At 47.3% G+C, this 23,856-nt stretch carries 29 protein-coding genes and 1 riboswitch; of the genes, 10 read left to right on the top strand and 19 right to left on the bottom strand.

Annotated features, from left to right (window positions below):
* Positions 1–2 precede the first annotated feature (2 nt).
* Positions 3–941: a beta-ketoacyl-ACP synthase III gene (locus tag MKX80_RS06475; RefSeq protein WP_073426284.1), complete on the bottom strand. Its 939-nt coding sequence runs from the start codon at positions 939–941 to the stop codon at positions 3–5.
* A 169-nt stretch (positions 942–1,110) separates the two neighbouring features.
* Here MKX80_RS06475 and MKX80_RS06470 point away from each other — a divergent pair, with 169 nt between their 5' ends.
* Complete coding sequence (locus MKX80_RS06470; protein WP_154997989.1) at positions 1,111–1,344, top strand: hypothetical protein; 234 nt, start codon at positions 1,111–1,113, stop codon at positions 1,342–1,344.
* Between the two features lie 51 nt (positions 1,345–1,395).
* Here MKX80_RS06470 and MKX80_RS06465 read toward each other — a convergent pair whose 3' ends face one another.
* From MKX80_RS06465 to MKX80_RS06450, 4 genes are all read right to left on the bottom strand, one after another.
* Complete coding sequence (locus MKX80_RS06465) at positions 1,396–1,566, bottom strand: ComZ family protein (RefSeq protein WP_073426311.1); 171 nt, start codon at positions 1,564–1,566, stop codon at positions 1,396–1,398.
* 25 nt (positions 1,567–1,591) lie between these two features.
* The gene (locus MKX80_RS06460; protein ID WP_073426282.1) at positions 1,592–2,545 is read right to left on the bottom strand and encodes a BMP family ABC transporter substrate-binding protein; all 954 of its coding nucleotides are present in this window, start codon (positions 2,543–2,545) and stop codon (positions 1,592–1,594) included.
* Positions 2,546–2,629: 84 nt separating this feature from the next.
* Positions 2,630–3,205, bottom strand: coding sequence for a hypothetical protein (locus MKX80_RS06455; RefSeq protein ID WP_073426281.1), 576 nt, complete (start codon positions 3,203–3,205; stop codon positions 2,630–2,632).
* 86 nt (positions 3,206–3,291) lie between these two features.
* Positions 3,292–4,026, bottom strand: coding sequence for a hypothetical protein (locus tag MKX80_RS06450; RefSeq protein WP_234113171.1), 735 nt, complete (start codon positions 4,024–4,026; stop codon positions 3,292–3,294).
* A 240-nt stretch (positions 4,027–4,266) separates the two neighbouring features.
* On the opposite strand from MKX80_RS06450, the gene MKX80_RS06445 reads away from it, so the two are divergent.
* Complete coding sequence (locus tag MKX80_RS06445) at positions 4,267–4,452, top strand: YjzD family protein (protein WP_003180576.1); 186 nt, start codon at positions 4,267–4,269, stop codon at positions 4,450–4,452.
* Between the two features lie 72 nt (positions 4,453–4,524).
* On the opposite strand, the gene MKX80_RS06440 is transcribed toward MKX80_RS06445, so the two are convergent.
* On the bottom strand, positions 4,525–4,704 hold the full coding sequence (locus MKX80_RS06440; protein WP_003180573.1) for a YjzC family protein: 180 nt from the start codon (positions 4,702–4,704) through the stop codon (positions 4,525–4,527).
* A 181-nt stretch (positions 4,705–4,885) separates the two neighbouring features.
* Between MKX80_RS06440 and MKX80_RS06435 the strand changes: the two genes are divergently transcribed.
* Positions 4,886–5,698, top strand: a complete 813-nt coding sequence (locus MKX80_RS06435) for an undecaprenyl-diphosphate phosphatase (RefSeq protein ID WP_065643386.1) — start codon at positions 4,886–4,888, stop codon at positions 5,696–5,698.
* A gap of 34 nt (positions 5,699–5,732) precedes the next feature.
* On the opposite strand, the gene argF is transcribed toward MKX80_RS06435, so the two are convergent.
* The 9 genes from argF to MKX80_RS06390 all read right to left on the bottom strand — a co-directional run bounded on the left by argF (position 5,733) and on the right by MKX80_RS06390 (position 16,590).
* Positions 5,733–6,683, bottom strand: a complete 951-nt coding sequence (gene argF, locus MKX80_RS06430; RefSeq protein WP_268315964.1) for an ornithine carbamoyltransferase — start codon at positions 6,681–6,683, stop codon at positions 5,733–5,735.
* On the bottom strand, positions 6,671–9,760 hold the full coding sequence (locus tag MKX80_RS06425; RefSeq protein ID WP_234112870.1) for a carbamoyl phosphate synthase large subunit: 3,090 nt from the start codon (positions 9,758–9,760) through the stop codon (positions 6,671–6,673). The genes argF and MKX80_RS06425 overlap by 13 nt, the downstream gene beginning before the upstream one ends.
* Positions 9,753–10,817, bottom strand: a complete 1,065-nt coding sequence (locus MKX80_RS06420; protein WP_234112869.1) for a carbamoyl phosphate synthase small subunit — start codon at positions 10,815–10,817, stop codon at positions 9,753–9,755. The genes MKX80_RS06425 and MKX80_RS06420 overlap by 8 nt, the downstream gene beginning before the upstream one ends.
* A 68-nt stretch (positions 10,818–10,885) precedes the next feature.
* Positions 10,886–12,043, bottom strand: a complete 1,158-nt coding sequence (locus MKX80_RS06415; protein ID WP_234112868.1) for an acetylornithine transaminase — start codon at positions 12,041–12,043, stop codon at positions 10,886–10,888.
* Entirely contained in the window at positions 12,040–12,816 is a 777-nt protein-coding gene (gene argB / locus MKX80_RS06410) for an acetylglutamate kinase (RefSeq protein ID WP_216929204.1), read from the bottom strand. Before argB ends, MKX80_RS06415 begins: the two co-directional genes overlap by 4 nt.
* 13 nt (positions 12,817–12,829) lie before the next feature.
* The gene (argJ, locus tag MKX80_RS06405; RefSeq protein WP_216929207.1) at positions 12,830–14,050 is read right to left on the bottom strand and encodes a bifunctional ornithine acetyltransferase/N-acetylglutamate synthase; all 1,221 of its coding nucleotides are present in this window, start codon (positions 14,048–14,050) and stop codon (positions 12,830–12,832) included.
* Positions 14,051–14,069: 19 nt separating this feature from the next.
* Positions 14,070–15,107: an N-acetyl-gamma-glutamyl-phosphate reductase gene (gene argC / locus MKX80_RS06400; RefSeq protein ID WP_268342567.1), complete on the bottom strand. Its 1,038-nt coding sequence runs from the start codon at positions 15,105–15,107 to the stop codon at positions 14,070–14,072.
* 344 nt (positions 15,108–15,451) lie between these two features.
* Complete coding sequence (locus tag MKX80_RS06395) at positions 15,452–15,760, bottom strand: metal-sulfur cluster assembly factor (RefSeq protein WP_075754968.1); 309 nt, start codon at positions 15,758–15,760, stop codon at positions 15,452–15,454.
* Positions 15,761–15,822: 62 nt separating this feature from the next.
* Positions 15,823–16,590, bottom strand: a complete 768-nt coding sequence (locus MKX80_RS06390) for a prolyl oligopeptidase family serine peptidase (RefSeq protein WP_154997998.1) — start codon at positions 16,588–16,590, stop codon at positions 15,823–15,825.
* Between the two features lie 122 nt (positions 16,591–16,712).
* Here MKX80_RS06390 and MKX80_RS06385 point away from each other — a divergent pair, with 122 nt between their 5' ends.
* From MKX80_RS06385 to guaC, 4 genes are all read left to right on the top strand, one after another.
* Complete coding sequence (locus MKX80_RS06385; RefSeq protein ID WP_154997999.1) at positions 16,713–17,525, top strand: Cof-type HAD-IIB family hydrolase; 813 nt, start codon at positions 16,713–16,715, stop codon at positions 17,523–17,525.
* A gap of 97 nt (positions 17,526–17,622) precedes the next feature.
* Positions 17,623–17,763 carry a hypothetical protein gene (locus MKX80_RS06380; protein ID WP_003180548.1) on the top strand — a complete coding sequence of 47 codons (141 nt, stop codon included), beginning with the start codon at positions 17,623–17,625 and terminating at the stop codon, positions 17,761–17,763.
* Between the two features lies 1 nt (position 17,764).
* Positions 17,765–17,953 carry a DUF3813 domain-containing protein gene (locus tag MKX80_RS06375; RefSeq protein ID WP_043925592.1) on the top strand — a complete coding sequence of 63 codons (189 nt, stop codon included), beginning with the start codon at positions 17,765–17,767 and terminating at the stop codon, positions 17,951–17,953.
* Positions 17,954–18,131: 178 nt separating this feature from the next.
* On the top strand, positions 18,132–19,112 hold the full coding sequence (gene guaC, locus MKX80_RS06370) for a GMP reductase (RefSeq protein ID WP_154998000.1): 981 nt from the start codon (positions 18,132–18,134) through the stop codon (positions 19,110–19,112).
* Between the two features lie 102 nt (positions 19,113–19,214).
* Here the strand turns inward: guaC and MKX80_RS06365 are convergent, their stop codons facing one another.
* Entirely contained in the window at positions 19,215–19,667 is a 453-nt protein-coding gene (locus MKX80_RS06365; RefSeq protein WP_154998001.1) for a BsuPI-related putative proteinase inhibitor, read from the bottom strand.
* Between the two features lie 15 nt (positions 19,668–19,682).
* Positions 19,683–20,525 carry a YitT family protein gene (locus MKX80_RS06360; protein WP_043925589.1) on the bottom strand — a complete coding sequence of 281 codons (843 nt, stop codon included), beginning with the start codon at positions 20,523–20,525 and terminating at the stop codon, positions 19,683–19,685.
* Between the two features lie 164 nt (positions 20,526–20,689).
* Here MKX80_RS06360 and MKX80_RS06355 point away from each other — a divergent pair, with 164 nt between their 5' ends.
* Positions 20,690–21,550: a DegV family protein gene (locus MKX80_RS06355; protein ID WP_154998003.1), complete on the top strand. Its 861-nt coding sequence runs from the start codon at positions 20,690–20,692 to the stop codon at positions 21,548–21,550.
* Positions 21,551–21,591: 41 nt separating this feature from the next.
* Here the strand turns inward: MKX80_RS06355 and MKX80_RS06350 are convergent, their stop codons facing one another.
* On the bottom strand, positions 21,592–21,798 hold the full coding sequence (locus tag MKX80_RS06350; protein ID WP_154998006.1) for a spore germination protein: 207 nt from the start codon (positions 21,796–21,798) through the stop codon (positions 21,592–21,594).
* A gap of 155 nt (positions 21,799–21,953) precedes the next feature.
* On the opposite strand from MKX80_RS06350, the gene MKX80_RS06345 reads away from it, so the two are divergent.
* The gene (locus MKX80_RS06345; RefSeq protein ID WP_268298471.1) at positions 21,954–22,076 is read left to right on the top strand and encodes a DUF3941 domain-containing protein; all 123 of its coding nucleotides are present in this window, start codon (positions 21,954–21,956) and stop codon (positions 22,074–22,076) included.
* Between the two features lie 37 nt (positions 22,077–22,113).
* On the opposite strand, the gene MKX80_RS06340 is transcribed toward MKX80_RS06345, so the two are convergent.
* Positions 22,114–22,962 carry a S1 RNA-binding domain-containing protein gene (locus MKX80_RS06340; RefSeq protein WP_268332788.1) on the bottom strand — a complete coding sequence of 283 codons (849 nt, stop codon included), beginning with the start codon at positions 22,960–22,962 and terminating at the stop codon, positions 22,114–22,116.
* Between the two features lie 161 nt (positions 22,963–23,123).
* Between MKX80_RS06340 and MKX80_RS06335 the strand changes: the two genes are divergently transcribed.
* Positions 23,124–23,615, top strand: coding sequence for a YajQ family cyclic di-GMP-binding protein (locus MKX80_RS06335; protein WP_003180528.1), 492 nt, complete (start codon positions 23,124–23,126; stop codon positions 23,613–23,615).
* A 77-nt stretch (positions 23,616–23,692) separates the two neighbouring features.
* Positions 23,693–23,804: riboswitch (SAM riboswitch) on the top strand.
* The last annotated feature ends 52 nt before the right edge of the window (positions 23,805–23,856 follow it).

Below are 23,856 nucleotides of genomic sequence, written 5' to 3'. Positions count from 1 at the left end.
TTTTAGCGGCCCCAGCGCATGGCGATGGCTCCCCATGTCAAACCTCCGCCGAAGCCGACCATCACAATGACGTCACCGTCTTTTATTTTACCAGCTTCAAGCTCTTCCACAAGAGAAATCGGAATAGAAGCAGCTGATGTGTTTCCGTATTTATGAACCGTTTTAGACATTTTTTCGACTGGAAGCTCCAAACGTTCGCGCGCCGCTTCCATGATCCGGATGTTGGCTTGATGCGGCACCAAAAAGTCGACATCCTCTTTGGATAATCCGGCTTTTTCAATAACATTTACACTGGATTCACCCATTTGGCGGACGGCAAACTTGAACACTTCTCTGCCATTCATGATTGTATGATCTTTTTCATCCAAGTACAAGTGCTTTCCGCCTCTGCCGTCTGCACCGAGCTCAAAGGACAGAATCCCTTTATCGTCGCTGACAGGCCCGACAACTGCGGCGCCCGCACCGTCTCCGAACAGAACAGCGGTATTGCGGTCATCCCAGTCCGTAATGCTTGAGAGCTTTTCAACTCCGATGACAAGCACATGCTTATACGTTCCGGCTTCAATAAACTGTTTTCCAGTGACTAAGCCGTACATAAAACCGGCGCACGCTGCGCTGATATCCATTGCACAGGCATTGAATGCACCGAGCTTTTCTTGAATCATGCAGGACACTGTCGGAAATGCCTGATCAGGAGTAACGGTGGCGACGAGAATCATATCAAGATCTTCCGCCTCGATGTTTGCATCTTCCATCGCTCTTCTCGCGGCGGCGACAGCCATGTCGGACGTCATCTCATCTTCGGCTGCGATTCTTCTTTCTTCTATGCCTGTTCTTGTACGAATCCACTCGTCAGAAGTTTCAACCATTTTTTCCAAGTCGAAATTGGTCAGCACCTTTTCAGGGATGTACCGGCCGATTCCAATAATTCCAGCTTTCATAGGAAAGACTCCTTTATTCATGATTTTTTCCAACTAATGTTATGAGTAATTATTAGTATCTGGTACTAATCCTACCCTATTTTTTTTTAGTTGGCAATATATTCGTCTAATCTAGCAGACCAAAACCTTCATATAGTAGTGATATATATGAAAAAGGAGGGGATGAAGAGTGGCGAACGACGATTTTTTCACAAAAATGATGTTTGGTGCAAACGCACCCGGCAGGCATGAAGAAGAGCCGGAGGCGGAGACCGAAACCGCCGAAGACGCTGAAGTTTCCCAGGAAGCCGATTACATGCACGTGTTAAATCAAGTCGGACAAATCATGGATTCGATCGATGAGCTGAAGCCCGTGTTTAAAGAAATCGGATCAATGGTCAGCGCTTTGAAAAATAAGATATAAAAAAGCCACTTCTTCTGAAAAGTGGCTTTTTAACCGTTTGCGGGCGTTCCATCAGGCGTCTGAACCGGCGTCCGCTTTACCGAGCTCGTAAGCCTCGGCCATCACTTTTGTAAACAAGTTCATGAACGGCTCAAGCATTTCCGGCGAAAGTTCGATTCCCGCTTTCTCCATCTCTGCCTTCGCTTCCGGAACGTATTTCATAGCAATTTGCAAAAATTCCATCGATTTTTCGTGCACTTTGATCACCTCAATGTTCGTTTGGCAGTTTGTTCGTTTTTTTGTATTCGTCAATCAGCCGTTTCATCTCTTCTTGAAATGACTGATCGACAACAGGGCTGAATTTCCCCATCTCGATGACGCCTTCTTGAATGTCAAATGACCGCTTGCCGCCTTTAAGCGTTCCTTTATTAAATTCGTCGGCGGTGAGTTCATAAGCGTCGTCTACATGCTGTATGGTGCTTGTCAAAACGACATTCTCACCCAATTCCGACTGGTCGCTTACATAGCCGATAGCGTACAGCCCGTCCTTTTTGATTTGTTCAATGACAGGGACATTATACCCGTCTCCGGCCGGATACACAACATCCGCGCCTGCCTCCTTCATTTTTTCATACAGTTTGACGGCATTTTCACTGTCGTCCCACTGGCCGACATATTCTGTCATCACCTCAATGTCCGGATCGAGGTATTTTGCTCCTTCTGCAAACCCTTCTACTTCAGGCTGCCATTTATACGTTGCGAGGACTCCGATTTTCTTTGTTTTTGACTGATGGGCCGCCGTCATTCCGCCGAAAAATCCCATCGCTTCGCCTTCAAGCGATATGCTTGTCACATTTTGGTGTTCGGCTTTAGAGTTCATTAAAACAAAATGAATATCAGGATAATCTTTGCATATCTCATTAAAGGCTTTTTCGTATTCACTTCCGTGCCCGTAGATGAGGTTGACGCCTTTTTTGTGAAAATCTTCTACAGCCATTTTAATGGCCGCATCATTGTTGATTCCTTCTTTATAATAGACGTCGACATTGTAGACGGATTGTATTCTTAATAATCCTTTATATCCTTTGGTTCCCCATACTTGATCACTTATCGTATCAGGGACAAGCAAACCGACTTTTTCAATTTTCCCTTTCAGCGGCGATTGTCCGCAGCCGCTTAGCGTCAGGAGAATGAAAAAAATCGCGACAAGCCTGTACACCATGCCATGTTCAACTCCCTTTCGAAAAAAAGCAATTCAAATCTATCTTTATTGTATCCTTTCAAGTGTAAATTAGGAAGATCTTTCTTATTTTTTGTCGAAAAATGTAGACATTTGTCTGTTCCATTCTTTAATGATCTCATCGGCTTTGTCGTATGGCGTCCTCTGTACAAACCGCAATGCTGAAAAGTCTTTTTCGACAGCACAGGCAGCGGCTTGTGCGGCCGCGTCGTTTACAAAAAGCGCTCCGTCCCTGTTTTGTTTATCCTCGGCCCTGACGTCCCACGGACCGAACAGATCCGGAAGCACAATCAGTTCAACCCCCTTTTCCTCCATGCTTGCCCGTAAAGCCTCTTCGAATTGTTCTTGATAGACAAACAGAATAACAGGCTTGTTTTCAACGCCTGCAGCCAACGCTTCTTCCGGCACGGAGCCTGTGTATTGGATGAAGACTTGTTCGTACGGGGCTTCAAGCTCTTTTTCGATGAGGCGGAAATGCTGGTTTCTTCCCAGCCACATCAGCCGCTCTTCGAGGTACATCAACTTTTTTTCGTCGCTTGTCTGCTCCAACTTGACATCTATATTTACACCCTCTTCAAGAAGATGTTCACAAAATGAAAGGCCGAAGAACTCATCTGCTCCATATACAAGTGCCGGCTTCATTCGATGGACCACCTTTCGTTTCAGCTTTTTTAACCAAGCAAAAAACAGCCCTTTTTACCATTTGCGGGCTGCTATTATTCTATTCTCTATAAGACTTTTTCATGCGTTTTGAAAAAGTTCGCGATTGCTGAATGAATGCGCTGAGGATGTTCAGACAGGTGCAGGGTGAGCCCCACGCTGTGACGGCCTTTAAGCTGACGCTCCTCAAACGTTTTGGCATGAATCATATACGGATACGGTGAGCCGTTCAGCCTTTGCCAAATATGGACAGGCACGAGATTGTGATAAGGGGAGATGCTTTTGAACGGATAATCGGCAGCCTCCCGCTCCGAAATTCCGTAGCTTTCGGCAATTTCTTTAATAAACTGTTTGTAGAAAAACTTGTTTTCTTTTTCTCGTTTATGATGAGCCTGAAGATCGAGGCAAGGATTAACCATCGCTGCAGAACGTATTTGGTTCGGGATCAAGCGAAGGAGTTCATCTGCAATAAGCGCGCCTGTGCCTTCCGCCAATAGATGAATTTTTTTATTTAAAATCTCTTGTTTGAACACGTAATGTATCAGCTGTTTGGCGTATGCAACCGCTTTTTCGGAGCCCCAGTGCCGGCCGAATAAATTGCTGTTTACCAGTGTATAGCCTTTGTTTCTCAGGCCCGTTAGAAGCTGATTCCTCCCGTAATGCTGAAGCCAGAAGCTCGAATCTTCCCCGACAAAATGGTTCCGGTCGCCGAAAATGAACACCAGAAAACCGTTCGGTCTGTACGGAAGATGAACCACATTCCATTCTGAATCCACTTGAAAAAAACGTTCGGTTATTTTCATCACTTGCCTGCCTCCTTCCTGCCGTAATCTGCTCATTATTTTATGTCGTACGTGCATCAAACGAATAAGGAAAAGTCCCAGTCTACATGATGAAAAATGAACTTTAATTAAATGCCCTTTCTGATATTTCTGAAATCAGGGTTGAAAGCCCTGTCTTGTTCACTAAAATGTCTTTTCCAGCTGGCTATGTATATGGTATGATAAGTTTTAGAATTGAATGAGAAGGACGAGGTGGGAAACATGCGATTTGTGGTCGCTTTTTTCTGGACATTTCTTTTGACGCAGATGGCCTGCTACATTGTCGGCGCCATGAACGGTGCTGGGTATGACCTTCAAACCAGTGTCATTATGGGCTTTATCATCACCGCAGCCGTTATTGTTCTTGGAGAAATTATGCCTGTTAAACAGGATGCAAGTCAACATTAAAACCCCGGCTTTAAAAAGCGGGGTTTTTTTGCTTTAGGCAGGCAGCCGTCCGAAAATACCGACGGCTGTTTTTTAAGGCTTTCTTTTATATGTCCAGAGCCGGTTATGGTTGGAGGTTTCAGGGAAGAACTCGCCGGCGCTCAATTTGATTTGCTGAGGGTTCTGAACCATGCTTCCCGTTTCGCCGATCTCCACATACACTCCATTATTGGGCGCTTTTTGGCCCGGCCGGAATTGACGCTGCTGTCCCATTTGCTTCACTCCCTTTTACCATTAGATTGCCCCGTTCTCTCAAAAAACATGTCGATTTTATCTTTACATCTGTTTGCTTTGTGTAGTTTAATGAGAAAAGCGTTCCGAAAATTGAAACGAATCGCCCGTTCATTCCGTCTTTTATAAGGGCGTCACAACTTGCGGGAAACGGAGGAATATCATGGATTTTTTAATGTTGATCAAGTATATCCTTTTAGGGTTGCTTCAGGGATTCACAGAGCCGATCCCTGTTTCGTCAAGCGGCCACTTAGTGCTGGCACAGCACTTTTTGGGCTTGAACATTGAAGGCTTCAGTTTTGAGCTTTTGATGAATGCCGGTTCTTTAATTGCCGTACTTCTCGTTTATAAAAACGATATTTTCAGGCTGGCGGTAAACGGGCTGTCTTATGTCACATCAAAAAATGAAAAAGGAAAAGCGGACTTCAGGTTTATCATCTATCTGATCATCGCCACGATTCCTGCCGGTGTCATCGGCGTTTTATTTGATGATGAGATTTCGGCTTTCTTTAAAGACGGCGTCCGGATCACCGCGGTTACTTTGCTGATCACGGGTCTGGCATTGTTTCTCATTCGAAATTTGCGCGGCCGGAAAAACGACGGCGAAATCAGACTGAGAGACGCCGTGATCATCGGCTTGTCGCAAATGGTTGCACTTGTTCCCGGCATCAGCCGTTCGGGAGCGACGATCGTTCCTGCGATGGCGCTCGGCCTCAAATCTGAAACTGCGCTCAGGTTTTCATTTTTACTGTACATACCGGTCAGCCTTGGCGGAACCATTTTAAGCATTACCGATATTTTTCATGATCCGCGTTTAGGAGAGCTTTTCCTTCCTTATTTGTTTGCGTTCATCGCATCGATTATAGCTACATACTTCTCATTGCGCTGGTTCATGAATATTATGGCGAAAGGAAACTTGGTTTATTTCTCAATTTACTGCTTTGTCATCGGCATCGCCGTTTTGATATTCGCCTAAAAAACAGCTGATCAATTGATCAGCTGTTTTTTATTTAAGATAACAGTGCTTTTAATAAAGCTTTCTGGACGTGCAGGCGGTTTTCAGCCTGCTGAAATACCGCTGAATTCGGACCGTCGATGATCTCTGCAGTGACCTCTTCCTCCCGGTGGGCAGGAAGGCAGTGCAAAAAGACGTAATCCGGTTTGGCATGGGAGACAAGCGTTTCGTTGACTTGGTAAGGAGCAAAGATGTTCATCCGTTCTTCGGCTTCCTCCTCCTGACCCATGCTTGTAAAAACATCGGAATAGATGACATCCGCTTGTTGAACGGCTGACACGGGATCATTTGTGATTGTGACGGCCGCTCCGGATTCTTCGGCGAATGCCTCGGCCAGTTTTACCACGTCCTGATTCGGCTCATACCCTTTAGGCGAAGCCACCGTAATGTCGCATCCCACCTTCGCGCAGCCGATTAACAGCGAATGTGCGACATTGTTTCCGTCTCCAACATAAACGGCTTTCAGCCCTTTTAATGTTCCTTTCATCTCTTGCATCGTCAAGAGGTCACTAAGCGCCTGACACGGATGAAAAAGATCAGTCAATCCGTTGATCACGGGAATCTCGGCGTGCTTGGCAAGCTCTTCGACTTTTTCGTGTTCGAATGTGCGGATCATGATCGCGTCGACATACCGTGAAAGCACTTTCGCGGTATCTGCGATCGTTTCCCCTCTGCCCAGCTGCATGTCTTTACTGCTTAAAAACAGGGCGTTTCCGCCGAGCTGCGCCATTCCGGCTTCAAACGATACGCGCGTTCTCGTCGACGATTTTTCAAAGATCATCGCCAATGTTTTTCCTTTAAAGATGTCTTGAATTTTATTTTGCTTCATTGCTGCTGCCTCTTTCAGCAAATAGACGATCTCTTCTTTTGAAAAGTCCTTCAGGCTTAAAAAATCCTTGCCCGACAGATTGATCTCCCGGGTCGCCCCGATGTTTACAGTAGACATGTCTCCACTTCCTTTTTATATAAATCTTTTAGCGACACGGCTTTAGTCGTTCCATGCCCGCTCGTCAAAAATGCCCGCACCGTCTCTTCCTCCGTCATCACCGCCACACCGTGGGTGACGGCTTCCATCCGCTGCTTTCTCGCCTCTTTTGACTCAGCTAAATGGATGTGCAGCGCTTTGTCTTTCCGTTTGATCCAGCCCGAAAAATCGTCCGACTGTACGGTGAAGCCTGCCTGCTCTGCGAGAGAACAGAGTTCCCCGGCCCCTTCCATGTAAATGCAGCCTTTCGTTTGCCAGATTCCCGCAAAGATTTTCTTCAGGGCGCTTTCCGGATTGAAGCCGACATACATGCCTTCACCGGTCGATTTCATTTCCGGCCCAAGCTTCAAATCGACATCCTGAATAGCGTGTGATGAAAAGACAGGGAACTTCACGGCAACGCCGCGTGAATTTTTGGCGGAGGGCTTCAATTCTTTGAGTGACGAACCGGCTAACAGTTTCGCCGCAAGCGGGATCATCGGAACTCCCATCACTTTGCTGACAACCGGAACTGTCCGGCTCGCCCTCGGATTGACTTCAAGGATGAGCAGTTCATCCGCGTCCGCTATAAATTGAATGTTCATAATGCCTTTAAATCCGAGCTTGCGGACAATTTTTGCGGCAGCATCCCGAGCGGCGCTTTTCATCTCCGGAGTGACCGAAGGCCCCGGCAAAATCGCGTAGCTGTCACCTGAATGCACGCCCGCTTTTTCAATATGCTCGATAAAAGTCGGGATATAAAGATCGTCGCCATCGCTGACAAGGTCGATTTCAAACTCTTTTCCGGATACGTATTGATCGATCAGAATCGGGTAAGGCATTTGCGATGCTCCGCCCAGCAGCTCTCTGAGCTCCGCTTCAGAGTGAACGATCATCATGCCCATTCCGCCGATCACATATGACGGCCTGATCAGCACAGGATAGCCGATTTCGTTTGCTTTCTGCACCGCTTCCGCTTTTGATGAAGCCGTTTCTCCTTTGGCATGGGAGATGCCGAGCTCGTCAAGAAGCTGATAAAATTGATCGCGGTCTTCAAGTATGTCAAGGGTTTCCGATGATGTCCCAAGCAGGGTGATACCCGCTTTTTCAATCGCTTCCGCTACATTGATGGCAGATTGGCCGCCGAATTGAACAATCGCAAAGTCAATGTCTTCTGCTTCAGCGACATTGAGAATATGCTCGGGTGTAATCGGTTCAAAGTACAGACGGTCTGCCATTTCATAATCCGTGCTGACGGTTTCCGGGTTGTTGTTCAGCATGATCGTTTCAAACCCGAGGTGTTTCAGCGTCATTACGCCATGAACGGCGCTGTAGTCAAACTCGACCCCCTGGCCGATCCGAATCGGGCCTGAACCGATGATCAATGCCCGCTTTTTCGTTTTTCGAGAGATGTCTCCGTCGCTTTTCCCGAAATACGTTGAATAAAAATAGTTTGTCTTCGCATCAAATTCAGCTGCGCATGTATCGACGATTTTAAAGGATGCAGTAATGCCCATTTTCTTGCGGAGCGCACGCACTTCTTCTTCCGTCTTTCCGGTAAGGGAAGCGATCGTAAAGTCGGTAAATCCCTTTTCTTTCACCTTTTGCAAAAGGCTGACGGACAGCGCGTCCCCCTGCTCCATTAACGTGTTTTCCAGCTGAATGATGTTAGAAAAGACATGAAGGAAATAATCATCAATTTTCGTTTTCTCGTGTATCTCGCTGATGGAAGTCCCCCTGCTCAGCAGCTCCATAACCGCAAAGAAACGGCGGTCATCAGGGGTCTCAAGCAGCTTCCACAACACTTCTGAAGATACGCCGCCAAGTTCGGGCAAATGTGTTCCTGACGTTTTCAGCTCAAGGGATGCGACGGCTTTTTGCAGGGCCGCTTCAAGATTACGGTCAATCGCCATGACTTCCCCTGTCGCTTTCATTTTCGTGCCAAGCTTACGGTCGGCATGTTTGAATTTGTCAAACGGCCAGCGCGGAAATTTGACGACGACATAGTCAAGCGCAGGCTCGAAGCTTGCATACGTCGAATCTGTGAGCGGATTTTTCAGCTCGGCAAGCGTGTAGCCGACTGCCAGTTTAGCCGCCATTTTTGCGATCGGATAGCCGGTCGCTTTTGAGGCGAGCGCTGATGAACGGCTTACTCTCGGATTAACCTCGATGACATAATAGTTTTTGCTCTCCGGGTCAAGGGCGAATTGAATGTTGCAGCCGCCGACAACATCGAGCGCGGAAATGATCTTTAAGCTGGCAGAACGCAGCATTTGATAGTCCGCATCCGTTAATGTCTGCGACGGGGCGACAACGATCGAATCCCCCGTATGGACGCCGACCGGATCGATGTTTTCCATATTGCAGACGGTAATGCATGTATTGTTTCTGTCACGCATGACTTCGTATTCGATTTCTTTAAAACCGGCAATGCTTTTTTCGACAAGGCATTGATGGATCGGGCTTGCGAGGAGGGCGCTTTCGATTAAAGGCAGAAACTCCTCTTTCGTCGCCGCGATGCCGCCTCCTTTTCCGCCCAGTGTATAGGCCGGCCGCACGATAATCGGAAAACCGATTGAGAGCGCAAAACGAAGCGCATCATCTTGATTGTCAACGATTTCTGAATCCGGCACAGGTTCGTTCAGCTCTTTCATCAAGGCGCGGAACTTTTCCCTGTCTTCACCCTTTTCGATCGTATCGACAGATGTTCCAAGCAGCTTCACTCCGTATGCTTTAAGAATGCCTGCCTTTTCGAGCTCGACAGCTAAATTCAGCGCTGTCTGTCCGCCAAGATTGGCGAGCAGTCCGTCCGGTTTTTCGCGCTTGATAATTTGTGTGAGGCTTTCCATTGTCAAAGGCTCAAAATAGATTTCATCTGCAAAAGATTCATCGGTCATGATTGTCGCCGGGTTGCTGTTGACGAGAATCACCCGGTAGCCTTCGCTTTTCAGCGCCATGCAGCCCTGTGTTCCGGAGTAGTCGAATTCAGCGGCCTGCCCGATGATAATCGGCCCAGATCCGATAACGAGAATGCTTTTGATGGTTTGATCTTTAGGCATGGGCGATCTCTCTCCTTGCTTCGTTCAATTTCTGCAAATATTCGCCGAATATCCATTCGCTTTCAGTCGGTCCCGGATGGGCTTCCGGATGAAACTGAACGGATATGACAGGCAGTGTTTTATGCATCAGCCCTTCTACTGAACCGTCGTTGACATGATGAAACCTGACGGAAAATTCATTTTGGCTGATCGTGTCCCGATCCACGACATAGCTGTGATTTTGGCTTGTCATGAACACGCGTCCGGTCTCTTTGTCCATGACCGGATGATTGGCTCCCCTGTGGCCAAACGGAAGCTTATACGTGTCGCTTCCGAATGCGAGAGCGATCAGCTGATGCCCGAGACAGATGCCGAGAGTCGGATATGAAGAGATGATATCCCGGAGCGCATCCATATATGGAAGGATCGCTTTCGGATCGCCCGGCCCGTTTGAAAGGACGATCCCGTCCGGATTTAGCTTTGAAATGCCGTCCATCTCTTGATAGGGAACGACCGTTACTTTGCAGCCCCGGTTTGCAAGCGATGAAGCGATCGACTTTTTATAGCCGAAATCGATCAGCGCAATATGCGTATTCCCTTCCCCATAAGGACCATTTTCGTTTTGTCCGGCAACCTGTGCCGCATAGTTTTCCAGCTGGCGCGGAGCCGGAATGCCGTCCTTTTGTTTTGTCAATTTGGCATTCAGCGTCCCCTTTGCCCTGATATGCTGAACAACCGCTCTTGTGTCCACGTGCGACAAAAGCGGAACATCCCACTTCGCCAAGTATTCCCGAAGGCTTTCTGTCGCCTGATGGTGGGAAAACCTGTCGCACGCTTCATAGACGACAACACCTTTCACCTGTGGCCGTTTGCTTTCATCATCGCTTTCATTGATTCCGTAGTTGCCGATCAGCGGATACGTAAAGACAATAATCTGGCCTTTATATGAAGGGTCTGTCAAAACCTCCTGATAACCGGTCATGCCCGTAAAAAAGACGACTTCACCGGTGCATCCGTCAAGACCGTCCAGTTCACCGCTGAAGGATGTACCATCTTCAAGAACTAAATATCCTTCCATCTTATGCCCACCTTTGATGAATAAATAATGATATTCATGAATTTTTATACCGGCATATCGAAAAAAAATTACCGTTTTACAACCGAATGATTTGCCATGACAGCTTTCAGCTTCTCCACGGCCGCTTTGATTTCGCTTTTCGCAACCGTCAATGGCGGCAGGAGTCTGATGACGTTCGGACCCGCAGGAAGAACGAGCAACCCTTCCTTTTGAAGCGCTTCGATCAGCGGCTGCACAGGTTCTTTGCATTCGATTCCCGCGATCAACCCTTTTCCGCGAATTTCTTTCACAAGCGGAAATTGGAGCTTATCTTTCAGCTGTTGATGCAAAAATGCTCCTTTGGCGCTCACTTCTTCGAGAAAGCTGCTCTCAAAAATGGTCTCCAACGTGGCGTTTGCAGCAGCCATCGCCAGCATGTTCCCTCCGAATGTCGTGCCGTGGGAACCCGGCGAGAACGCTTCTGAAAGCTCTTTTTTCCCGATGACCGCTCCGACCGGAAAACCGCTGCCTAGCCCTTTCGCGACGGTGATGATATCGGGTGAGAGCCCTTCGTGTTCGTATCCGAAAGCTTTACCGGTGCGGCCGATTCCGGTTTGAACTTCGTCAATGATAAGGAGAGCCTGCTTATCGCGGCAAAAATCTTGAACGCTCTGCAGAAATTCTCTGCTCGCCGGGATGACGCCGCCTTCGCCTTGTATCGGCTCCAGCATTACTGCCGCGATATCTTTTTCGTCCTGCAATTCGGCAAATGCTTTCGGTTCGTTGTAAGGGAGGTAATGGAATCCTTCAAGCATCGGTCCGAATCCAAGCTTGATCTTTTCCTGTCCGGTTGCGGCCATTCCCGCATACGTGCGTCCGTGGAACGATTGCTGAAACGTTACGATTTTTGTTTTTTGTGTATGTTTTCGCGCAAGCTTTACCGCCCCTTCATTCGCTTCCGCCCCGCTGTTGCAAAAGAAGACAAGATCGCCTGCACTGTTTTTCGCAAGGAGCTGTGCAACCTGTTCTTGAAGCTCATTTTGAAACAAATTGGAAACATGCCAGACATCATCAAGCTGTTTTTTGACAGCAGCTGTTACTGAATCAGGGCAATGCCCGAGATTGCAGACCGCAATTCCCTGGACGAAATCGAGATAGGCGTTCCCCTTCTCATCCTGAACGATCGTGCCTTTCGCTTTTTTAATATTGATATTCCAGCGGCTGTACGTCTGAAATAAGTGACTCACGATACGGCCTCCTTTTGTTTGATGATTTTCGTGCCGATGAAATCATCTTTCGTCAGGAAAGATCCTTTCCCGCTCACAATCATCACTTCATCCACTTCATCTGTGAGAGCTTCTTTTGCAGAATGTACTTTTGGTATCATGCCTCCCGAGATCACACCCTCAGCAATCAGGCTTTCAATGTCTTCGGACGTCAGCTCTTTCAGCATTTCTTCGTTTTTCATAATCCCTTTGACATCTGTCACAAACATCAATTTGTCAGCGCGCAAGGCTGCGGCAACAGCCGACGCCGCCAAATCGGCGTTCACATTCAAGGTCTCACAGCCATCCGTCATCGAGAGCGGTGCGATAACCGGAATAAACCCTTTTTCCATGAGCGCTTCGGCCATTCGGCCGTTTACTTTTTTAATGCGCCCGACCTGACCGTATTCTTTTTCATTTAAATAGTCAGCGAGGAGCAGTCCCCCGTCTTTTCCTGACACGCCGACAGCCGGAAGGCCGTGCTTTGCCAGCTCAGCAACGAAAAATTTGTTGATCGAACCGGACAAGACCATTTCAGCGACTTCAAGAACCGCTTTTGTCGTCTTGCGCTGTCCGTTGACGAATTCGGTTCGAATATTGAGTTTTTTCAGCATCTTTGTAATATCGGGTCCGCCCCCGTGGACGAGCGCGATTTTCCAGCCGCTTTCAGTCAGCTCTTTCAGATTTTGAAAAAATTCGTCCGATAGTTCGCGGATGACGCTTCCGCCGCATTTAAAAACGATTGTTTTCCCCATTGTGATCCCCTTTTTACGTACGATAGCTCGCATTGATTTTGACGTATTCATAAGTTAAATCGCAGCCCCAAGCCGTACCCTTTCCTTCACCTTCCTGCATGTAAACCTCGATTTTCACTTCGCTGTTTTCTAAATATGTTTTGGCCAGCTCTTCTGAAAATGGCTGCGGTTCGTTATTTTTAAAAAGGCATTGACCGCCCAGGCGAATTTCCACATTCTCCGGTGTCACAGCAGCCATGCTGTCCCCGATCGCGACAACGATTCTGCCCCAGTTCGCATCCGTTCCGTAAACCGCGGTTTTTACAAGGTTTGAGCCGACGATTTTTTTGGCGATGATTTGCGCTTCAAGATTGCTTTTGGCGCCGTTCACTTCAACCTCGATCAACTTTGTCGCCCCTTCCCCGTCTCTCGCGATTTGTTTGGCGAGGTCTGTGCAGACAAGCTGCAGGCCTTTTTTGAAAACCGGCCAATCTTCGTGTTCTTCATGGAGGCGCTCATTTCCGGCGCATCCGTTCGCCATGACGAGCACCATATCGTTAGTCGATGTGTCGCCGTCGACCGTTATCTGGTTGAACGAAACGTCCGTAATTTCCCTTAATGCCCTTTGCAGCGCGCTTTCTTCGATGCATGCATCTGTCGTGACAAAGCCGAGCATTGTCGCCATATTCGGGTGGATCATCCCCGACCCTTTGGCCGCTCCGCCGATCGTTACTTTTTGTCCTCCGATCATCAGTTCATAGCACGTTTGTTTGATCACGGTGTCCGTCGTTAAGATCGCTTCTTCGAAATCGCCTTCGGCAGGCTTTGTCTCGGCGAGAAGGCTGATGCCTTTTGTGATGTTCTCCATATTGAGGTATTCGCCGATGACGCCGGTTGAGGACACGGCCACCAGTTCCGGCTCGATCCCGAGCATATCAGCGCTTTGACGGCGCATTTCATATGCATCTTTTAAGCCCTGCTCTCCCGTGCATGCGTTGGCATTGGCACTGTTGACGATGACGGCTTGCAGATGCGCGCTTTTTTTGAGGCTTTCCTGCGTCACCTTGATCGGCGCAGCCTGAAAGTGGCTTTGGGTATAAACGGCGGCGCTCACCGCCGGTCTTGAGCTGATGATGATTCCAAGATCTTTTTTTGAATAGCGGAGGCCGCAGTGGACCCCTTTTGCCAGATAGCCCTTAGGCGAAGCGACGCTTCCGTCTGTTTTTTTTATGCTGTCTTGACTCACCTGAATCATAAGTTTGTTCTCTCCCGTCTTATGGATAAATTGGCGTAAATTCAAGCCCGGCGGTTTCGCTCCAGCCGTTCATAATGTTGAAGTTTTGAACCGCCTGACCCGCAGCTCCCTTCATCAAGTTATCGATCACTGACACGATCGTCACTCTGTTCGTCCGTTCATCAACGGTAACGCCGATATCGCAAAAATTGCTGCCGTACACCTCTTTAGTTGCAGGGTACGAACCGTTTTCTCTTACCCTGACAAAGTACGAATCTTTATAAAATTTAGAAAAAACAAGTTGCAGCTGTTCGGCATCCATGCTGTCTTTCAGCTCTGTATAGATGGTCGCCATAATGCCTCTTGTCATCGGAACTAAATGCGTGCTGAATGTGAGCGGTTTAAATGCGGAGTCCCACTGTTTGACAGCCTGCTCGATTTCAGGCGTGTGCTGGTGTTCGTTTACCTTGTATATTTTAAAGTTGTCATTGACCTCTGAAAAATGAGTGCCAATCGACGCCTTTCTGCCTGCCCCCGACACCCCTGTTTTTGCATCGATGATGACAAAAGATTCGTTGATGCTGCCGCTTTTGACGAGCGGCGCCAAGCCGAGAAGAACCGCTGTCGGAAAACATCCTGGATTGGCTATGTACTGCGCCGTTTTAATGTCTTCCCGATTCAGCTCAGACAGTCCGTATACCGCTTTTTGAAGCACGTGTTCAGGCGCGGCTTCCCTTTTGTACCACTTTTCATAGACGCTTGGGTCCTGTATCCTAAGATCGCCGGACAGGTCAATAATCGGTATGTCATATGCATCAAACTGTGGCGTCAGCCGGCTGGATACCCCGGGAGGCGCTGCCATAAATAAAAAATCGATTTCGTTCGCAATCTTCTTAACCTCGATTGGTTGCAGATGTTGATCTGTCAGTTTTACAAGGTGCGGGTATGCGGCATCATAGCGGGCTCCCTCATCACTCGATGAATACAATATGCATTCACTTGCATAAGGGTGAGTCCTCATAATCCTCATGATTTCTGCCCCTCCATAGCCAGTAGCACCTATAATACCTATTTTCAAAACAAGTTCACCTTCTTGGTCTTTGTGAAATTATTTAACATTATAACATGAATAAAAATTAATTCAATTGTATATTTAATATTTTTTTATTCATCTTTCATATTGGTGCTTTCCTCCCGTCGGCGTCCTTTTCTTCGGCTTGGTCGTGCTCCGTTCTTCCCTTCCCGGGTTCTCCGCTTTTCAAACCGGAAAATGTGCCGGTTGCCGTTTTCAATAAAAAAGAACGCTTGTACAAGCGTTCTTTTTTATAAAAACGTGAGAGGCGATCTGCCTGGATACTCTTCGGCGGCTCCCTTATTCGAAAAAGAAAGAGCCTGTCACGGTTGAGCAGGCTCTAGAATCGTTTATTGTATGCCAAGTGCGATTTTCGCATATCGCGACATTTTGTCCCGTGTCCAAGGCGGATTCCAGACGATTTGAACGTCAACTTCCTTGACTTCCGGAATATCTGCCAGCGCTTTTTTGACTTCATCTACAATGATCGGCGCCAGTGGACAGCCCATTGAAGTCAAAGTCATGGTCACGTCTGTTTTGCCGTTCTCATCCATATCCACGTCATATACAAGGCCGAGATTAACGATATCGACGCCCAGCTCAGGGTCAACGACCTGTTCAAGGGCGCCCATGATGTTTTCTTTTAATGCTTCATCCACTCTTCCTCACTCCTTTTTTCATCAGTATAACGCACTTCGTTCATTTTCTAAAACGATAGTACTTACAGGTGCGCATCAAACCATTCGACTGTTTTCAAAAGACCTTCCCTCGATACTTTATGTCCGGCCCGCTCGTCTTCGATAAAATGCAGCAAATCAGGCTGAGCTTCATACAGCGGAATAATCGATTCATAGAAGCGGCGCGTCAAAGCAAACGGAACGGTGCCATCCTGTTTGCCGTGCCAAAATAAAAGCGGCCTCGTGTTCAATTTGTCCGGCTGAAGACTCAAGTCAAAACGCTTCAGTTCTTCGCGCTGCCGTTCGATTTGTTCTTCTGTGAAAGGAAGTTCAATTTTCTTTTCACGCATAAATGCGAGCTGCTGATCAAAAAATTCTACATAGGAGGGACTGCCCATTAAACTGACGGCAGTTGTAATCCATTCGTATTGGGTCAAAGCGCCGAGCGTGACAATGCCGCCCATCGAAGTTCCGGCGACGCCGATACGGCCCTTTTCAATCAGGTTTTCCTGTTCAAAGTGGTTTTTCAGCACTTCGAGCTCTTTGATTTCATTCGTGACAATCTCCCAAAACCTCGGGGCGAGCTCTTCCTGGGTGAGCTGTTCATCCCTCTCCCCGTGATAGAGAGCCTCGGGCAGAATCACGCGCATTCCTTTTTCAGCAAGCAGGTATGCGAAGTGAAGGTTATGCTCTTTTGCGCTTGTAAAACCATGTATGAAGAAAACAAGAGGAAGAGCTTTCTCTTTTTTCTCCTCTTTTACAATATGCAAAAGAGGAATGTTTGAAATATGTTGCTTCTCGATTATGATCACGACTGTTTCTTCCTCCTTTTAGGATATCCATCATCATCAGTTTAACATGTAGACAATAAAGAAGGTAAAAAGATACACTATAGGTAAGTCAGAACTTTCAAATTCACAATAAAGGAGCATTTATGGAGACAAAACCATATTTAATTGCATTGGACTTAGACGGTACATTATTAAAAGACGACAAGACCATCTCGGAAAGCTCCAGCGAAGTCATCCGCAAGCTGCGGGAAGATGGACATTACGTGTGCATTTCTACGGGAAGACCGTTCAGAGCAAGCTCCATGTATTATGATCAGCTCCAGCTTGATACGCCGATCGTCAATTTCAACGGGGCGTTTGTCCATCATCCTAAAGATCAAAGCTGGGGACGCTTCCATACATCTCTTGATCTCGAGGTGGTCAAACAGATCATTGAAGTCAGCGAGACGTACAACGTACATAATATCCTTGCTGAAATTGTCGATGATGTTTATTTTCATTATCATGACGAAAAACTGATTGATGTCTTTACGATGGGCAGCCCGAATATTACAGTCGGAGATTTAAGAACAAACCTCGGCCAGGATGTGACAAGCGTACTGATTCACGCAAAAGAAGAGGATGTTCCGGCGATCCGCTCCTACCTGTCAGACGTTCACGCGGAAATGGTCGACCATAGAAGATGGGCGGCCCCGTGGCATGTGATCGAACTGATTAAAAGCGGCATCAATAAAGCGTTCGGCTTAGAGAAAATCACGGACTACTACGGGATACCGCCTGAGCGGGTGATTGCCTTCGGCGATGAAGACAACGACCTTGAAATGCTCGAGTTCGCAGGCTGCGGCGTGGCGATGGGCAACGGCATCGAAGGCGTAAAAAGCGTTGCAAACAAGGTCACAAAATCGAACGAAGAAGACGGTATCGCAGTCTTTTTAAAGGATTACTTCGCTTTATAATTTTATAATTTGCCATTCATAAACGGCTTTTCAAAACGGCAATACTATGAGAAGACGGCCGCATCGGACCGTCACTCGTGTTAAGGGGGAATTCAAGATGGGTAAACGCAGCAAATCAAAACGGTTTATTCAGCAAGGCAAGGATTCGCTTAAACAGCATGCCGCCAGGTTCCCTTACCGCTCCACATTAGAAGAGGCTGAACAGAAGAGCGGCCCGACGGAATGCGGAGGGCTGTAACATGAGAAACGAACTGTTTCAAATGGCCAAAGCAGCCGTACATGAAGCTGAAGCTTCGGCGGATTCAGGCGAAAAGGCGAAAGCTGTTGCAAGAGCCAAAAACGCCCTTTCCTCAGCATTTGCCAATTCAACTGATGCCGAACGGCGCCAGCTTCACAATCTTCAGGAGCAGCTAGATCAACTATCATAAACACCCACCGGCTTTTTTGACAGCCGGAAAGGAGTCTGTGCCATCGGCACGGCTCCTTTTTTATTTTTCTGCTTTCAAAGCATAAAAATTTGACATCGGAAGCAAAAGGAAGTACATTATAAAAGGCGAACATTTTATATCAACAATAAATAAATATTCGTTTTTGGGGGTTTTTATATTGGAAAACGTGTTTGATTACGAAGATATTCAGCTAATTCCTGCAAAGTGCATCGTCAAGAGCCGTTCTGAATGTGATACATCCGTGCAGTTTGGCGGAAGGACATTTAAACTGCCTGTGGTGCCGGCCAATATGCAGACCATTATAGATGAAGCGCTGGCTGTTTCATTAGCGGAAAACGGTTACTTTTATGTGATGCACCGCTTTGAGCCGGAAACACGGATCGATTTTATTAAAGACATGAAGGCGCGCGGTTTGTTTTCTTCAATCAGCGTCGGAGTTAAAGATGAAGAATACGCATTTATCGAAGAGTTAACGAGAGAGAATCTCACACCTGAGTACATCACGATCGATATCGCCCACGGTCACTCGAACGCCGTCGTCAACATGATTCAGCACATAAAAAAACATCTTCCGGACAGCTTCGTGATCGCAGGAAATGTCGGAACGCCTGAAGCTGTCAGAGAACTTGAAAACGCCGGAGCCGACGCTACAAAAGTCGGCATCGGTCCCGGAAAAGTCTGCATTACAAAAATCAAAACCGGTTTTGGAACGGGCGGATGGCAGCTGGCTGCGCTGCGCTGGTGTGCAAAAGCGGCGAGCAAGCCGATCATTGCAGACGGCGGCATCCGCACCCACGGGGACATTGCCAAATCGGTCAGATTCGGGGCAACGATGGTCATGATCGGTTCGCTGTTTGCCGGACACGAAGAATCGCCTGGAGCAACCATCGAAAAAGACGGCAAGCTCTACAAAGAATATTTTGGTTCGGCTTCTGAGTACCAAAAAGGCGAAAAGAAAAATGTCGAAGGCAAAAAAATGTACGTGGAGCATAAAGGGGCGCTCATGGATACGCTGACGGAAATGGAACAGGATCTGCAGTCGTCCATTTCTTATGCGGGAGGAAACAAGCTCGATGCGATCCGCAACGTAGACTACGTCATCGTTAAAAATTCTATTTTCAACGGGGATCAATATTAACGGTCACAGGATGGATGGCAGCGGTGTTCAGTCAGCCGCCAATCCTTCTGCCTGACAGAATACAAAAAAAAAGCATCCTTCCCGGGATGCCTTTTTTGATGGCTATTTCACTTCAAACGTTTTGCCGGCCCTCAAAGTTGCAAACTGTTCCGACCTTCCCAAAAATGTCACGTTGACTTCATATGTGCCGGGTTCAGGCACCTCTTTCCATACATCAGTAAAATCGTAAGATTCTTTCGGATTAAGCGTCATCGTTTGGAACGCCTGTGTAAACATTTTTCCTTTCGAGTAGCGGTACCTTTCATTCCCTTCTTTGTCGCTGACGATCAGCTCAAATTTCTGTCCGCTGCTGAATTCAAACTCTGCCGTATCATCCGTATGGTTCACAACCGACATTCGAAATTCGATTTCTCCCTGCTTCTGGACGGGTTCAACCGTCAATGTCACACTCCCGTTATCCACTTCCCCTGATACCTCCTTATCGGGGACTTGATCCCCGTTTTGCCCGCATCCACTGACAAACAGCAGCATCACAATCATGGAAATCAGCCGCATTCATTCACCCTTTCATTAATCTTTGCGGAAAAACCCTAAAACCTGTGTTGTCTGTACGACGTTTGTGAAAGCTTTTGGATCAACTTCATTAATAATTTTTTCCAAGTCGTACAATTCATACCTTGTGATGACAATCATCATCATTTCTTTCTGTTCATTCGTAAAGGCGCCTTTCGCCGGAACGGTTGTAATTCCGCGGACCATCTTTCCGTAAATGGCTTCTTTGATCTCCTCCGCTTTCTTTGTGACAATCATAACGGTGAGCTTGGCGTGGCGGGTGTGGATGGCATCAATCACCCTGGTTGTCACATATAGTGTAACGAGCGTATATAATGCTTTCTCCCACCCGTTCAATAATCCTGCTGTTAAAATGATCGCACCGTTTAAAATAAAGAAATAGGTGCCGACCGGTTTGTCTTTCCACTTCGCCAGGATCATCGCAATGATATCCAAACCGCCCGTTGAAGCCCCGTATTTAAGGGTCAGGCCGATTCCGACCGCGGCGATCACCCCGCCGAACACGGCATTGAGCAAAATATCGTTTGACAGGCTCGCCTCAGGGAGCATCCCTAAAAAGACCGTCGTCAAAGCCACGCTCAAAATGCTGTAAACCGTAAATGAGCGCCCGACCTTCAGCCAGCCTAGAATCCCGACGGGAATGTTTAAAATAAACAATAGCGTCCCCGTTGAAAAATAAATCGGGCTGTACTGGTCAAGCGCACTCGATAAAAGCTGCGCCACCCCCGTAAAACCGCTGGCGTAAACATCGGCAGGAATCAGAAACAGATTCAATCCGATGGCATTTAACAAGGCGCCGATGATGACAATGAACAATTTTTTTGCTTCCGCTATGACCATATTTAGTTCCTCCGCTACTTTCGTATATATTTGGTTTACCCTTAAAACAATATTTTGAAAACGTCAATGTAAAAATATATGATATAGTTGACCTAAAAAACGAAGTATGCCGAAGGACAGCTTGTTGTCCTTTTTTAACCATTTTTTAGAAAGAAGGGGTTCAAATGAACGTTCACCTTTTAGCAGACAGTGCGGCAGATTTGCCGAAATCTTTTTATGATGAACATCGCATCTCATTTATTCCGTTAAGGGTGCTGCTTGATGAAAAAGAATACGATGATCTTCTGACGATTCAGCCTCTGGACGTTTATGAAGCGATGCGCGAAGGCAAAGCGCCGAAAACGTCCCAGCCGTCCATGATGCGGTTCAAGAATGCATTCAGCGAGCTGGCCAACGAAAACAAACCCGCTCTCTATATCGCCTTTTCTTCAGAGCTTTCCGGAACATACCAGACGGCTGTGATGGCGGCAAACGAAGTCAAGGAAGAGTTCCCTGATTTCGATCTGCGGATCATCGACTCAAAATGCGCTTCATTAGGCTATGGGCTCGCGGTCAAGCACGCCCTTAAACTCGCAACTAACGGCAATACAATACAAGAAATTGAATCGTCTGTAAAGGACTTTTGCGAACATCTTGAACATATTTTTACCGTTGATGACCTGACTTATTTGGCAAGAGGCGGAAGAATCAGCAAAGCATCGGCATTTGTCGGCGGTTTGCTGAATATTAAACCGCTTTTGCATGTTGAAGACGGCAAGCTTGTCCCCCTGGAAAAAATCCGGGGCAAAAAGAAGCTGCTCAGACGGATGATCGAATTGATGAAAGAAAGAAGCGTCGATTTGAGCGGCCAGACCGTCGGCATCAGCCACGGAGATGACGAAGAGACGGCAGAAGAAGTCAAACGGATGATCGAAGCCGAATTTCAGCCGGGGGAAATCGTCGTCAACATGGTCGGTTCAGCAGTCGGCGCCCATTCCGGACCCGGAACATTGGCGGTCTTTTTTCCGGGGAAAGACAAAAGATAAGGTAAGACAGAGGCCTGCTTGATAAAAGCAGGCCTTCTTCGTCAGCTATCTTCGGTGACTGTTCTTTCATCAGCGGCCGGTGTAAGCGCTCCATCAAGAAAGCCGGCAGCCGCCGTCGCGACATCAGGGCCTCCAGACCCCTCGACCACTTTTTCCATTGTGATCGGACAAATTTTGAACGCACCGCCGAAATTGACGACCCCTCCTGATGAAACACGATGAATGTAAACTGAGCAGCAATGTTTCATACCAAGTCTCCTTTTATTGGGTCTTATGATATGTGTATGCTGACTGAACAAGAAGGCATAAACTTCCCGGCAAAAAACATTGCGATTGGTAGAGTACATAGTTTCGCCGGCAGTGAGCAAGCTAAAAGCGACATTTTGACGGGAGGTGCTTCCTCATGAAAGATAATGATAAAAAGCCGGTTGACAATAACGCCGTCAACCAGCAGAAAAACCGGCTCGCCGAAAACAACAGACAAGCCGGTAAACACCAGGGATCAAAGAAGCCTCATCACCTGTAAAAACCGGCGGCGTCCGCATCGGAACGCCGCCTCATGATTATTTTTTCTCGTACGTCCAGCCCTCTTCCTGATAAACTTTATCCTGTTTCATCAGATGGCCGAGCGCCCTTTTAAATGCTGCTTTGCTCATGTTGAAGCGCTCTTTAATATCCTCCGGGTCGCTTTTATCCCAGAACGGCATCGCGCCGTTTCTCGTTCTCATATAAGTCAGAATTTGTTCCGCATCAACCGACAAGGCATCCTGCTTTCTCGGCAGAAGCGACAGATTAACAGAACCGTCTTCTTTTACTTTGATCACCCTTGCGGTCAGCTTTTCGCCGAGCCTCGGCTCTTCCTTTCGCTCAGAAGAATGGATGAAGCCTCTGATTCCGGCTTCAGAAATCATAAAAGAGCCTGATGCGATCAAGCGGTAGATCGTCCCGGTGAGTTCTTTATTCATCAGGTCGGGTGAAGCTTCGGTAAACAGCTCGCTGATCTTGTCCTCCGGCGCCGGTTTGGCAAACATCCTTCCGTGCCCCGTGATTTTCAGCATACAGTACAGCCTGTCCCCTTTTTGCGGCCATACTGATTCATACGGCGGGAGATGCTCTGTCGCGACGAGGGCGTCTTTCGAGAGCCCGACATCGACGAAAACCCCCATTCCGCTGACGGCATCAACGACTTCCACCCAGCCGTACTGTTCAGCGCTGATGATCGGCTTTCTCATCGTAGCCGCCAAACGATCTTCATGATCGACATACAAAAAGACATCGACCTCTTCTCTGTCTTCGATATCCTCGGTGATCTCGCTCTGATGCAGAAGGACCGCCATATCGCCGTCCGTCAAAAAGTAACCGTAATCGGCTTTATGATCTATTTTCAATGTTAGCTGCTGTCCTGGTTTCATACTGCTTCTTCCTTTCTTATCCGCCTGTTTTTCTTTTTCTTATTATTCCTCCAATGTTCAAATTATTGCCAGATCGCGGCCAGGCAAAACCGCTCGATATTGGAAGTTTCACCTTATTCTACTATAATTGACTCATAAGTAAAATGGATGGAGGTTTTAACATGGCGAAAGAAAGCTCATTTGATATCGTCTCAAAGGTTGAACTGCCTGAAGTTCAAAACGCAATCCAGACCGCTCTCAAGGAAATCGGCACACGCTATGATTTCAAAGGGTCAAAAAGCAGCATCACACTCGAAGGAGACGAGCTCGTTCTCGTATCAGACGACGAATTTAAAATGAACCAGCTGAAAGACGTGCTTGTCGGCAAACTGATCAAGCGGAACGTCCCGACGAAAAACATCGAATACTCAAAGCTTGAGAACGCTTCAGGCGGCACGGTCAGACAGCGCGGAAAGTTAGTTCAGGGCATCGATAAAGAAAACGCAAAGAAAATCAATAACCTGATAAAAAAATCAGGTCTGAAAGTTAAATCGCAAGTGCAGGATGATCAAGTCCGCGTAACCGGAAAAAATAAAGACGACCTTCAGCAAATCATCGCGATGGTGAGGGAAGCCGACCTACCGATTGATGTCCAATTTATAAATTTTCGATAAATTCTTAATTTACTGTTGATTATTCCCCCGATTTTCGGTAAATTGAGTAAAAGTAATCAATAGAAACTAAATAGCTGTTCTTATCAAGAGAGGCAGAGGGACTGGCCCGATGAAGCCTCAGCAACCGGTGAATGAATATTCATGACCAAGGTGCTAAATCCAGCAAGCAGTCTGCTTGGAAGATAAGAAGACGGACAAATGTCGATGAAAAGTCTTCTGCTTCACAGAAGACTTTTTTGTT

The organism is Bacillus sp. FSL K6-0972 (assembly GCF_037976035.1).
GTDB lineage: Bacteria > Bacillota > Bacilli > Bacillales > Bacillaceae > Bacillus > Bacillus haynesii.
Note: the sequence above shows the minus strand (reverse complement) of the source record. Positions and strands in the feature narration are given on the sequence as shown.